Origin of the sequence: Rummeliibacillus sp. POC4 (genome assembly GCF_003576525.1) — a bacterium.
Lineage (GTDB): Bacteria > Bacillota > Bacilli > Bacillales_A > Planococcaceae > Rummeliibacillus.
Genome location: NZ_QWUA01000026.1, coordinates 1 through 13553, shown reverse-complemented (window position 1 = coordinate 13553; position 13553 = coordinate 1). Strand labels below are relative to the sequence as shown.

12 protein-coding genes and 2 riboswitches are annotated in these 13553 nt (G+C 34.2%); of the genes, 11 read left to right on the top strand and 1 reads right to left on the bottom strand.

Translation table 11 applies throughout. The features are described from left to right. The first annotated feature begins 26 nt into the window (after positions 1-26). From D1606_RS09705 to D1606_RS09660, 10 genes are all read left to right on the top strand, one after another. Positions 27-1313 carry a right-handed parallel beta-helix repeat-containing protein gene (locus tag D1606_RS09705; protein ID WP_119415816.1) on the top strand — a complete coding sequence of 429 codons (1287 nt, stop codon included), beginning with the start codon at positions 27-29 and terminating at the stop codon, positions 1311-1313. Further along, positions 1310-1765: a nitrous oxide reductase accessory protein NosL gene (locus tag D1606_RS09700; RefSeq protein ID WP_119415815.1), complete on the top strand. Its 456-nt coding sequence runs from the start codon at positions 1310-1312 to the stop codon at positions 1763-1765. The genes D1606_RS09705 and D1606_RS09700 overlap by 4 nt, the downstream gene beginning before the upstream one ends. Beyond that, entirely contained in the window at positions 1747-2577 is an 831-nt protein-coding gene (locus D1606_RS09695) for an ABC transporter permease (RefSeq protein WP_119415814.1), read from the top strand. Before D1606_RS09700 ends, D1606_RS09695 begins: the two co-directional genes overlap by 19 nt. Continuing rightward, positions 2574-3254: an ABC transporter ATP-binding protein gene (locus tag D1606_RS09690; RefSeq protein WP_119415813.1), complete on the top strand. Its 681-nt coding sequence runs from the start codon at positions 2574-2576 to the stop codon at positions 3252-3254. The genes D1606_RS09695 and D1606_RS09690 overlap by 4 nt, the downstream gene beginning before the upstream one ends. 137 nt (positions 3255-3391) lie before the next feature. Next, positions 3392-4339 (top strand): AAA family ATPase, encoded by a 948-nt coding sequence (locus D1606_RS09685; RefSeq protein ID WP_119415812.1) that lies wholly within the window; start codon positions 3392-3394, stop codon positions 4337-4339. Then, positions 4336-5553 carry a DUF58 domain-containing protein gene (locus D1606_RS09680; protein ID WP_119415811.1) on the top strand — a complete coding sequence of 406 codons (1218 nt, stop codon included), beginning with the start codon at positions 4336-4338 and terminating at the stop codon, positions 5551-5553. Before D1606_RS09685 ends, D1606_RS09680 begins: the two co-directional genes overlap by 4 nt. Next, the gene (locus tag D1606_RS09675; protein WP_119415810.1) at positions 5550-7793 is read left to right on the top strand and encodes a transglutaminase-like domain-containing protein; all 2244 of its coding nucleotides are present in this window, start codon (positions 5550-5552) and stop codon (positions 7791-7793) included. Before D1606_RS09680 ends, D1606_RS09675 begins: the two co-directional genes overlap by 4 nt. 35 nt (positions 7794-7828) lie before the next feature. Further along, positions 7829-7930, top strand: a riboswitch (purine riboswitch). 132 nt (positions 7931-8062) lie between these two features. Beyond that, the gene (gene guaA, locus D1606_RS09670; RefSeq protein WP_119415809.1) at positions 8063-9616 is read left to right on the top strand and encodes a glutamine-hydrolyzing GMP synthase; all 1554 of its coding nucleotides are present in this window, start codon (positions 8063-8065) and stop codon (positions 9614-9616) included. A gap of 356 nt (positions 9617-9972) precedes the next feature. Continuing rightward, the gene (locus D1606_RS09665; RefSeq protein WP_119415808.1) at positions 9973-10305 is read left to right on the top strand and encodes a hypothetical protein; all 333 of its coding nucleotides are present in this window, start codon (positions 9973-9975) and stop codon (positions 10303-10305) included. 78 nt (positions 10306-10383) lie between these two features. Further along, positions 10384-10608, top strand: coding sequence for a hypothetical protein (locus D1606_RS09660; RefSeq protein WP_119415807.1), 225 nt, complete (start codon positions 10384-10386; stop codon positions 10606-10608). Positions 10609-10738: 130 nt separating this feature from the next. Here the strand turns inward: D1606_RS09660 and D1606_RS09655 are convergent, their stop codons facing one another. Beyond that, positions 10739-11305, bottom strand: coding sequence for a pentapeptide repeat-containing protein (locus D1606_RS09655; RefSeq protein WP_119415806.1), 567 nt, complete (start codon positions 11303-11305; stop codon positions 10739-10741). 255 nt (positions 11306-11560) lie between these two features. Then, positions 11561-11662: riboswitch (purine riboswitch) on the top strand. Between the two features lie 132 nt (positions 11663-11794). Here D1606_RS09655 and D1606_RS09650 point away from each other — a divergent pair. Continuing rightward, positions 11795-13129 carry an NCS2 family permease gene (locus D1606_RS09650; RefSeq protein WP_119415805.1) on the top strand — a complete coding sequence of 445 codons (1335 nt, stop codon included), beginning with the start codon at positions 11795-11797 and terminating at the stop codon, positions 13127-13129. The last annotated feature ends 424 nt before the right edge of the window (positions 13130-13553 follow it).

The window sequence follows — 13553 nt, the reverse complement described above, 5'->3', positions numbered from 1 at the left end:
TTTTGTCGTAGATTGGAGGTGTGCTTATGAAGCGTGTTTTACTACTGGTTATTTTGTTTATCGCATTTATGTTGTCCGTACCACAAGCACATGCAAAAACGAAAACATTGCAACAACTAATTGATGAGACACCTGAAAACGGAACATTACAACTATCAAACGTTCTCTATAAAGAAAATGTAGTGATACATAAGAATATCACGATTAAAGGAACCGAGCATACGGTATTGGAAAGCTTAAACCAAAAGCCTGTCATACAAATAGAAAACGCAGAACATGTCTCTATAAACAATGTTACACTGCAAAACTCCTATCTGGGTATAACGGGGGAAAAATCCCAACACCTTCATTTTGAAAATCTTCATTTCAAAAATATGAGGAGTGGCATTCAACTTTATAACACCAATAATGTAACACTAAAGCATTTAAAAATTACGGGAATTCAAGGGCATTACTCAAATAAAGGAAATGGAATTGCCTTATATAACAGTGCTAATGTAAAGGTTCAGGGGAATAATATTCAACATGTCCAAGATGGTGTTTATATAGAATCGGTCAATCATATTTCTCTTTCGGAGAACAAAATTGATAATGGACGATATGGAATCCATTTTATGTATACAAAAAATGCGCAAGCAACAGGGAATACCTTTAAAAAAAATGTGACTGGCATTATGTTAATGATGTCTCAAAATGTAAAGATGTACGATAACCATCTGTACGATCAAAATGGACTAAATGCTTCGGGAATGACATTATTCCAGTCAAAATATATAAAGGTATTCGCGAACATATTCCAAAATAATCGAACAGCAATTTCTGCCCAAAATTTAACGAATTCGACGATGAAAAACAATGTATTATTAATGAATCAATCAGCAATAGAATTGATTCGTTCAAATGAAAAAAATCAAGTGAAGCGAAATAACTTTATCGGAAATATTGTTAATCTTCGATCAGATGGGACAGGAAGTCAAATTGTCCAAAATTACTATGATGATTATGCAGGCATTGATGTCAATAATGATGGTATTGGTGACAGAAATTATGTGGCGCTTCAAAGTTTTGGACAATGGATGGTTAGACAGCCCGCTTATCAATATTTTATCGAATCACCAAGTGTAGTGTTACTTAATGAGATTGACCGCCAAACGAATATCATTGAGAAAGAACAACTAGTTGATCAAGAACCTTTGATGCAAAGTACAATGACAATAGAAAGAAAGAATACATGGAATTTCTGGAAATTGGTGTTAGGAGTTGGACTTGTGTTTACAATACTATGGTTTTGGAGAAAGGAAATTCAAGGATGAAGAAGAGATGGTTGGTAGGTATTTTCGCGATAGTACTATGTTTACAAGCATGTGGAAACAAAGAATATAAACCTAGAAAAATTGTTAGTGAAACTGACATCTGCAAAATATGCAATATGAGTATTGTTCATAAAGAGTATGCAGGGGAAATTGCTTTGAAAAATGGAGATTACGAAATATTTGATGATTTAGGTTGTTTAGTCGAATATATGAAAGATATGGACGAAGATGATTTAGGTAAGGCATTTATAAAAGATAAAAGCGGAAAAAAATGGCTTGATGTGAAAACAGCCTCTTATGTATATGACAAAGATATTTGGACACCCATGTCATATGGAGTAATTGCCTTTCAAACAAAAGATGAAGCGAAAAAATATATTGAAAAAGAAGGTAAAGGAGAGTTATTAAGCTATAGTGATCTAGATACATTTAAATGGGGTGTGCATCATTGAATAATCACCTATTTATACGGTTAGAGTGGAGACAAATGTTGCGAAGCCGTTGGATGCAATTAGTAGCAGTACTTTTTGTTTTTGTTTTTGCTGCTATATCGCTTATTCAACAAATTGCATTACCCGATTTCAATGGTTTTACAAGACAAACAGCTAGTTTTTTAAATTTACTTCTATTCTTATTGCCATTATTTATCTTAACCATTGGAAGCATGGGGGTTGCAAGTGATTTAGAGTCAGGATGGTTTTCTTTGTTAAAAACATATCCGATGACAATTACACAGTATATATTTGGTAAATATATCGCATTAATCCTATCATTTATGCTTATTTTATGTTTAGCTTTTGCGGTTGTGTTAGGAATGAGTGGAATATCTGGTCAAGTACATCTGCCACTTCTTTTTGTAGGATTATCTATTATGACAGTACTACTATTTTCGTCTATCGCAATCCTTTGCGGTAGTTTTGCAAAAAATCGTTTACATGCATTAGCTTTATCATTAGTAGTATGGGCAGTATCATTATTGCTACTATCGTATGCTTTAATGGCCATTGGAACAGTTGTAGCTGGACATGTCTTACAGAAGTTAACGATTATCATGCTTCACATCAACCCTGCTGAATGGGTTCGTTTTGGTTATTTCCTATTTTCTGATCAAACATCTGTATTAGGACCATCCTTTTATAGTTTTACTGAATTTTATAGTTCTACCGTAGGCTATGTATTATATGCAGTTGTCACAATCTTATGGATTGTAATACCGCTAGTATTTGCAAAATGGGTGCTAATGAAAAGAGGGCGTCAAGCATGATTGTAGAAGGAAAAAATCTTGTAAAAAAGTATTCGGAATCTCAAGGAATAGACGATGTTTCATTTACCTTACAAGAGGGGAGAATTATCGCCTTGGCGGGTGGTAATGGAGCTGGTAAAAGTACACTGATCCGCCTATTAATCGGACAAGAGAAGCCAGATTCCGGTGAGTTGAAATGGGTTACACATCCGTCAATTCGATATATGCCAGATGATGTAAACTTCCCGCCAACTCTTACAGCATTAGAAATTTTACAGTTACTTGCAGGATTAAAGAAAATACCATCAAGTGAAATTGATAGAGTACTAAAAAGAGTAGGACTATGGGAATTTCGCAAACAAAGAGTTCGCCAATTTTCGAAGGGAATGCGCCAACGGATTAACTTGGCACAAGCGTTATTAGGAGATGAGCAATTATTAATCTTAGATGAACCAACAAATGGTTTAGATATACGATGGATTGCTGAATTGAAAACGATCTTACAAGAACAAAAAGACTGTGGTAAAACGATTCTATTTTCTACACATTTACTTTCTTTTGCTGAAGAATTAGCAGATGATGTACTTTTGCTACATGAAGGGCATGTTTTAAAACATGGAAATATTAAATCTGTTTTACAAGATTCAAAAACATTGCATTTAGAAGAACTTTTTATGCATGAAATCATTCAAAAATAGAAATAAATGTAATAATGTATGAAAACACGACTAAATAGTAAGTCGTGTTTTTTGTAAGGATTAAAAACAATCATGCTATAATAATGCTAATTGAGAAAAAGAACCAATAAAAAGGATAATTGACAGGAGGCCAATTAATGGAGACACAAGAAAAGTTACAATCCATTATCAATAATATAGAAAAAGTAATGATTGGCAAAAAGCATATCGCAGAACTTAGTGTTGTGGCATTGTTGGCAGAAGGACATGTTTTACTGGAAGATGTACCAGGTGTAGGGAAGACTATGATGGTTCGTGCACTTGCTAAATCCGTAAGTGCTAATTTTAAACGAATACAATTTACACCCGATTTGCTGCCATCGGATGTAATTGGTGTTTCCATTTATAATCCAAAAGATATGGAGTTTCATTTTCGTCCTGGTCCAATAATGGGGAATATCGTATTGGCCGATGAGATTAATCGTACATCACCTAAAACACAATCTGCCCTATTAGAAGGAATGGAAGAAGCTGCAGTTACAATTGATGGGGAAACCATTCAAATTGCAAAGCCTTTCTTTGTAATGGCTACTCAAAACCCTATTGAGTATGAAGGAACATATCCACTGCCTGAAGCACAATTAGACCGTTTCTTATTAAAATTGAAAATGGGTTACCCAAGTCATGATGATGAAATTGAAGTATTACGAAGAGCAGAAGGAACACGTCCGATTGAAACGTTGACTTCGGTAGTTACGCTAGATGAATTGAAGGTTCTACAACAAGAAGTGAAAAGAGTCCATGTTGATGAATTAGTGAAAGGCTATATTGTGGAACTAGCTAGAGCAACTCGTGAACATCAATATGTATATCTCGGTGCGAGTCCTCGTGGTTCCATCGCTTTGATGAAGGCATCCCAAGCGTATGCCTTGTTGAAAGGACGCCAATTTGTAACACCAGATGACGTTCAATTTTTAGCACCTTTTGTTTTTGCTCATCGTCTCATTTTAAAACCAGAAGCACGCTATGACGGTATTACACCTGAAGAAATTATTGGTCGCGTTATTATTAATACATCTGTACCGATTAAAAGGGCTTCAAGATGATGAAAAGATATAAAGTAAAGTGGCTATCGCAAGCGATTATACGTTTTATATTGGTTGTATTTTTGTTAGCTATTTCTCTATCTTTTGCATTGATGCAAGGTGGGTTTGTCAGCTGGTTTATATTCTTTATGTTTTTACCTTTTGCCATTTACTCAATCATGCTGTTTTTTGTGCCAGTTAAAAATTTTTCAGTTGAAAGGACAATGATTTCTGGACGTTTAGAACAAGGTGATTCTCTTCGGATGAAGATTACGTTGACGAGAAATTCGCGATTTCCATTACTCTATACGATAATTCAGGAAAGCGTGCCAAATGAGCTATTTGTTGAAGAGGTAGACCAAACTCGACATTTTTTAATAATGGGCTGGAAAGAGCAATTCTCTTGGCAATATGAAATTCCAAATATGCCACGTGGTCATTACCAATTAGAAGGAATTGAACTGACCATTGCAGATTTTTTTGGTTGGGTAAAAAAGAAAGTTTTAATACCAGCAAATCGTTCAATTGTTGTTTATCCAAGTATTACGAATATAGTTTATACGCCGTTACAAATCTCCAGAAATAGTGGTGCAGGTACAGAGCATAGCGCGATAGTACGTGATACAACTATGGTTTCAGGTATTCGCGAATATCAACCTGGAGATCGTATGACGTGGATTCATTGGAAGACATTTGCCAAAACACAAAGCTTACAAACGAAAGAATTTGAAGACCAACAATCATTAAATGTTTGTCTAGTATTAGATGAGTCACCTTCTGATTTATTTGAGGAACAAGTAGAGTTTTGTGCGTCTGTGTTAACAGCTGTTACGAATCAGCATTTTACGATGTCGTTTTTATCTGCAGGAGCGAAACCAGCTTTTTTCAATCAAATTCAGACCGTGGAACAATTACAACAAGCACTCTATTATCTTGCAGCTGTAAAACCAAATTTAGTTGAACAAGTTGGGCCTAAATATGTGCAAAATCGTAATTTAATTAGCGCAACAATGCTTTATTTTGTTACAGGATCTCTCACACTTGAATGGATTAATATCTTAAAAAAAAACTTCAAACAATCCCAAGCTGTAATTTGTTTTATCATTCGAAATCCAGAAAAAGTTATTTCAGAGCAAGAGGAAAAGATGGAGATCATAGCAAAGGAAAATGGAATATTTGTCTTACCAATCACACGTGAACAATTTTCAGATGCCTTTACGGAGGTGTTAAAATGAGCAATTCATCAATAGTGAAATGGACGAGCTTGATGGGCCTTTATCTTATTATATTTTGGATGTTGGTAGAATGGCTCATGCCTATTGTACAGTTGACGAGCACTGGACATCTTGGATTATTTCTTGTTTTTATAGTGCTTTGCTTAGGAAGTAACATCGTTAACTTAAATGGTGTACTATCTTTTGCGATTAAGTTTTTATATATCATTTGGTTCCTTATGTATGTATACTTGGGGACAAAATTTTTCTCTGTAGACAGTATGATGAAAATTGCTGGTGATTTTGGGATAAGCGTGAAAGCGTTAATAGCAGGTGATTGGAATGATGTAACGGATTCATTTCGTAGTATTTTATTTTTTGTTTTATTATGGATGACAATCTATCTAATCCATCATTGGTTAACAGTCAAGCATACTGTTGTATATTTCTTTTTAACAACAATCATTTTCTTATGCTTAATAGATTCACTGACTAAGTATAATGCCGACTCTGCCATAATCCGCGTCATGGTATTAGGAACATTACTAATGGGCGTATTGTTTGTAAACCGTCTATTTAATGGTAGTCAGGTTAAATTACAGGCAAAACACTATACCATGTTATTGATACCACTTGTTCTTATGATTATTGGTAGCTCTGTATTTGCTTTCTTAATGCCTAAAAAACAAGCTATAGTGAATACACCAGATTCTATCGCAAAACTAATGGATTGGAAGAATGGTCAAAATGCTGGTATCGGGAAAATAGGATATGTTGAGGATGATAGTAAACTAGGTGGTCCTTTTGAAGAAGATAGTCGTCCTGTTTTTGAAGTAGCAGCAAAAGTAAATCAATATTGGCGTATCGAAACGAAAAATATTTATACCGGAAAAGGGTGGGTACGAAAACCAGGAGATGTCTATGTACATACCTTTGAATACGGTGAAGATATCCCAATGTCATTAAAACCTGGTAAGGAAAAAAACACAGATGTTGCGACAATCACTTTAAAGAAAGACTATAAGTTTATCATGCAACCATATGGGTTAAAATCGATTGATCAACCAAATGACGAAAAGTCATTTTATATTGAGATTGATGGTGAAAAAATACGACCTTCTATTAATGAGCAAAAGGTACTTTTACCAAAGTATTCAATGTCCTATTCCACACCTGAATATAGTTTGAAAGCGTTAGAAAAAACGAAAATGTCGGATTTAAGAAAACTTCCAAAAGAATACGATCAGTATCTGCAACTTCCAGTTACTTTACCTGAACGTGTAAATAATTTGGCGAAAGAAATAACAAAAGGTGAAAAGAACGTTTATGATAAGGCAAATGCCATTGTTTCTTATTTTCAATATAACGGTTATCAATATTCACGAACAGATGTAGCAGTACCGAAAGAGGGCCAAGATTATGTAGATCAATTCCTCTTTGATACGAAATCTGGATATTGTGACAATTTCTCTACTTCAATGGTTGTGATGCTTCGTACATTGGGCATTCCAGCACGTTGGGTAAAGGGATTTTCAGAAGGAGATGAAGTGTCTTCTGATAACGGTACTCACCGTTTTGTTGTCACAAACAACAATGCACATTCTTGGGTAGAGGCATATATACCTGGAGTGGGTTGGATGTCTTTCGAGCCAACAATTGGTTTCGATGGATTTGATAATGTTCTAAACGATGTGAAAGATGAAGAAAATGAAGGAACCATCAATCCAAAGCAAAAGGAAAATGAAAAAGCAAAAGAAGAAAAGCAAAAAAAAGCTGAGCAAAAGAAAAAGGCAAAGCAAGAGAAAGAACAAGCGAAAAAAGAAGAAAAGAAAAAACAGCAGCAACTAGAAGACAAGCAAAGTCAAAATGAAACAAAAACGACAAGCAAAAAGTGGAACAAAGTTATTACCATTTTTGCAGTAATCGTTTTAATACTAGCAGCTCTCGGCTATTTAACACGAAAAAAATGGATGCCAAAGTGGCTATTGTTGAAATATCGATTTAAAGGAAAAAATAATATAACCATAGATCGTCTGTATAATGATTTACTTCATCAGCTTTCTTTAAATGGATTATCAAAAGAAGAAGGACAAACTCTTAGTGAATTTGCCAAACTTGTTGATAAAAAACTTGGTACTGACCATATGAGCAATTTGACGAACATTTATGAAGAATATCTTTATAGTAATGGGGCCTCAACAATGGATAAGGATAAAATTATAGAATGTTGGGAATATTTAATCAATCGTATAACAGGTTGATTTTGGCTCTTATAAACTGTAAGATTAAGAAAAATTATAAATAATTGAACTGCCCTCGTATATGTTCGAAAATATGGTTCGAATGTTTCTACCAAGCTACCGTAAATGGTTTGACTATGAAGGTGAATATAGCTATGTTTAGACATAGTTTATTTGCCTTTTGTAGAGACTGAACGCGTAGGAAGAATGTTACTTTCAACGCGTTCTTTTCATATTAGTAACTTATATAAGAGAAGTTTCATTTATAAAATATAGAAGAGGTGGAACTGTTGTCAGTTAGTACAATTTTAAAAGATCAAGAAAAAATTATCGTTCTTGATTTTGGGAGTCAATACAACCAACTTATTACTCGTCGAATTCGTGAGTTCGGTGTTTATAGTGAATTACATCCTCACACAATCACAGCTGAAGAACTAAAGGCGATGAATGCTACTGGTGTCATTTTCTCTGGTGGTCCCAACTCAGTATACGATGAAAATGCATTCCATATTGATGAAAAAATCTTCGACATGGGCTTACCAATTCTAGGTATTTGCTACGGTATGCAATTAATGACGCATTCTTTAGGTGGTAAAGTGGAATCAGCTGACCATCGTGAATACGGTAAAGCAGAAATTAAAGTATTAGAAGATAATGCGTTATTTGGTGAACTTCCAAAAGAACAAGTTGTTTGGATGAGTCATGGTGATTTAGTTACTAAAACACCAGAAGGTTTCACTACTATCGCTACAAGTGCATCATGCCCAATTGCAGCAATGGCAAATGCTGAACGTAAATTCTATGCTGTACAATTCCATCCAGAAGTACGTCACTCTGTATATGGTAATGATATTTTACGTCAATTTGTATTTGATGTTTGTGGTGCTAAAGGTGATTGGTCAATGGATAGCTTCATCGACATGCAAATTGAAAAAATTCGCGAACAAGTTGGAGACAAAAAAGTTCTTTGCGCACTTTCAGGTGGCGTTGACTCTTCAGTTGTTGCAGTGTTAATCCATAAAGCAATCGGTGACCAACTAACATGTATGTTCGTTGACCACAACTTATTGCGTAAAGGCGAAGCAGAAAGCGTTATGCAAACATTCGAAGGTAAATTCGGTATTAACATGATTAAAATTGATGCTCGTAAACGTTTTATGGACAAGCTTGCAGGCGTAAGTGATCCTGAGAAAAAACGTAAAATTATCGGTAACGAATTTATCTATGTTTTCGATGACGAAGCTTCAAAACTTAAAGGTATGGACTTCCTTGCTCAAGGTACTCTATATACTGATATTATCGAAAGTGGTACAACAACTGCACAAACAATCAAATCTCACCATAACGTAGGTGGACTTCCTGAAGATATGCAGTTCGAACTAATCGAACCACTTAAAACATTATTCAAAGACGAAGTACGTGCATTAGGTACTGAACTAGGTATTCCTGACGAAATCGTATGGCGCCAACCATTCCCAGGACCAGGTCTTGCAATCCGCGTTCTAGGCGAAGTAACAGAAGAAAAACTAGAAATCGTTCGCGAATCTGATGCAATCTTACGCGAAGAAATTGCTAAAGCTGGTCTAGATCGTGACATTTGGCAATACTTCACTGTACTTCCTGATATCAAATCAGTAGGTGTAATGGGCGATCAACGTACTTACGATTACGCAATCGGTATCCGTGCAGTAACGTCTATCGACGGCATGACTTCAGACTGGGCACGTATCCCTTGGGACGTACTAGAAAAAATCTCAGTACGTATCGTCAACGAAGTAAACCACATTAACCGCGTACTGTATGACGTGACTTCTAAGCCACCAGCTACTATCGAGTGGGAATAGACACATTGCGACGAGGATGCGAAGCACCCCGAGAAATACAAGTGTAGATTGAGGGAATTGCTCACACTCGTAACAATTGAAATTATAAATATGTTCTCCCTTATTTTCTACTTTTGAAAATAAGGGAGTTTTTTTATGTTAAAAAATTATTGAACTAATAGATGACCTCCGGAGACATAAGCTTCAGATAATTTGATTTAATGCTTTTCATTACATATATTTAAATTGTTAGTTATTTATGGAATTCGTTATGTATTAAATAGAGGGTGATTAATATAATTGATAATTTCAACCGAGTGTTCCGGTTTAAAGACATAGACATATGGGATATTGAGATTGATAGAATTACATACAGAATGTTTATTTTTGACGAAAATCGTCCTTCAAGACAAGACGATTTTGATTTAGGTGATTATGAAGATAATGATTTTTGGGAGGATGTCTTAAGGAAAAACTTAGTAACTGCAAAAGTTTATTCCAATACCCCAGTAAAGGAAAATCACATTTATGATTTAGATCAATTTTCAAAAAGCGTAACAAATCATCTTGCTTTAGCACATTGTAATGTCGTCATATCGTTTTATGTGGAATCAATAGAACTTACTTTAAATAGTGTTCTAGTTGAAAAGAAAAATATTACAGAAGATGAATTACCGTTGAATCGCTTATGGCATTTAACTCAAGACTAACCGACAAAAAATAATATAAAACGGATAGAGCATAAAAACCTCCAAAAAGAACAAATTATTGTTAGGAGGTGATACGCCATGGGCAATAAAAACAACAAGAGGACCATGAACGTAAGAACTCATAATCCTTTCGATCTTTATAAAAGTACAGATAAAGATGATACCAATAGCAATAACAATAATCCTAAAGACAATTTACATGAAGAGTTTGCTGCTGAATGGGATTCAAAAGCTAAAAACAAAAACAACAAAACAAACCACGATAAAACTCAACAATCAAACAGAAAGAAAAAGAAATCCTAATTGGATAAGCAGATGTTACGATAAGAAGTTCTTTAGGTATATACAATCTAATTGAATTTATGATTATGATATGAGATTTTTCACACAAAAAAGCTCACTTATCTTATTAAGGTAAGTGGGCTATTATTCACTAATCTTTAATGATTACACCAAGCGTAGCAGCAATAGAAGCTGCTTGATCAAACCGAATTGACATCCCCTTTGCTAAGTTGGGTGTAAGTCTTATGTCTATAAAATCTGAATTTGAAAAATCTAAACCATTTAATTTACTTTCTGTAAAATCAGCGAGTTGTAAATTACATTTGAGAAAATCAACTTTATTAAAACTAACGCTTTGGAAAAATACCTCTTTTAATTGACTATCCTCAAAACAAACCTGTTTTAACTTACTATCGGAGAATACAGCATAATTCATAAAACAGTCTTGCCAATATATATCTTTCAATGTACTGCCAATAAATTGCGAGCCGATTAATTTACATGCTTGGAATTTACATCTATAAAATATGGATTTGGAAAAGTTGAAGTTAGAAAGGTCACATTTCTTGAATATGATATCTAAAAATTCCATTTGTGAATAATCATTTAATAAGAATCGGCAATTTTCAAATTGAACTTCTTGTAATTGTTTTCTACCAAAACGGCAATCAATTTCACAATCGATTAGATGTGTGTTTTCTTCAATTTCTTCAATCAATAAATTTTCGGCTTGAATGATTTGAGTATAGTTGGTAGAAGGAGCTACTATTTTGTTTATTAGAATCACCTCATTAAAAATTAGTTAGTAAGTGTAAGTATAATGTCGCATATTTTCAAGCAAAGATAAATTGTTTTCATTTATCATCGACGACTTATTTTAATTTCAATGTTTATTCACGAACTATTTACGATAATGTATAGGAAATGTTCGGAAAAAGTATTGAATTAGTGATAGAACCATGTTATATTATCAAAGTAAATTAAATAACGTCGTCGTATAATGTCGGGAATATGGCCCGAAAGTTTCTACCGAGTTACCGTAAATGACTTGACTACGATTTTAATAAAGAAGATAAAATAATAATTTCTTCTTTTAAATCTTTACATGATTCATAGAATGTGAAGAATCGTAGGCAGTCAACTCATTATTAAGTTGATTGTCTTTTTTATTCTCATGACGTATAAGACGGCATACGGAGGATTAATCATGAAAAAGTATTTCCAATTTGAAGAACTTGGTACAAATTATCGCCGAGAGATAATTGGGGGAGTTACAACATTCTTAGCAATGGCGTATATTTTAGCGCTAAATCCACTAATCTTAACATTAGCAGATGTAAAAGACTTACCAGATGCAATGCGCATGGATTACGGATCTGTATTTGTTGCAACAGCTTTGGCTGCAGCAGTTGGTTCGTTCATCATGGGCTTTATTGCAAAATATCCTATCGGTTTAGCACCGGGTATGGGACTTAATGCTTTCTTCGCTTATACAGTTATTTTAACTTACCATATTCCATGGCAAACAGGTTTAACAGGTGTATTCTTCTCAGGTGTAATCTTTATCATTCTTTCATTGACAGGTATTCGAGAAACGATTATTAATGCTATTCCTGTTCAGCTAAAATATGCTGTATCTGCAGGTATTGGATTATTTATAACATTTGTTGGTTTAAAAAATTCTGGGATTGTTGTTGCTAGCGAAAGTACATTTGTTACTTTAGGTGATTTCACTGATGGAAATGTATTACTAGCAATTGCAGGTATTTTCATCACAGTTATCTTGTTATCACGTAAAGTAAAAGCTGGTATTTTCTACGGTATGATTATTACAGCTGTAATTGGTATGATTTTTGGTTTAGTAGAAGTACCAAAAGCAATTGTTTCATCAATTCCAAGTGTATCTCCAACTTTTGGGGTTGCATTAGATCCGATTATTCATGATCCATCTTCTTTATTTAATGTGAAATTCTTAGTTGTTGTCTTAACGTTCCTATTTGTAGACTTTTTTGATACAGCAGGTACTTTAATGGCAGTTGCAAACCAAGCAGGATTAGTAAAAGACAACAAATTACCTCGTGCAGGTAAAGCTTTACTAGCAGATGCTTTAGGTACAACAGTTGGTTCTATCTTCGGTACTTCAACAACTACTGCATATGTAGAATCTACAGCTGGTGTTGGTGCAGGTGCACGTTCTGGTTTCGCAGCAGTTGTAGTAGGAGTGATGTTCTTACTAGCATTATTCTTCTCGCCATTATTAAGTGTAGTTACCATGGCTGTAACAACCCCAGCGTTAGTTATTGTCGGTGTAATGATGGCATCGTCTTTACGATTAATTGAATGGGATAAATTCGAAATTGCAGTTCCAGCATTTATGACAATGTTTATGATGCCTATGGGTTACAGTATTGCTTCAGGTATTGCTGTTGGTTTTATCTTCTATCCAATTACAATGTTACTTGCGGGACGTAAAAAAGAAGTACATCCATTAATGTATGTTTTATTCTTCGTCTTCTTAGCTTACTTTATCTGGGTAAGATAATAATAATAGAAAATAAAAGTGAAAAGGCAGCATTCCGACAAGGGAATACTGCCTTTTGCTTTATGTACTGGATTTCATAGCTTGATAAATTGATAAATTGATATATAGTATGGGTGGAATAGAGAGGCTATCTATATATAATTGAGCATTTAAAATTGTTTATTGTAGTTTATCTAGATTAAGTTAAAAATAAAATTGGATTTTAAGTTGACAATCGATTAATAGGGGAGTATAGTTAACAACGTTGACTCGTAAGTAAATAAAACGACAAAATATGACTTAAAACTTTTAAAAAAAAGTTCTTGACTTTTAGAAAAAGACGTGTTAAGATATATAAGTCGTTAAGATGACGACGAGATATGAACCTTGAAAACTGAACAAGCAAGATGTTAATCAATAAGCTTTGTTTTTAACAAAGACAAAA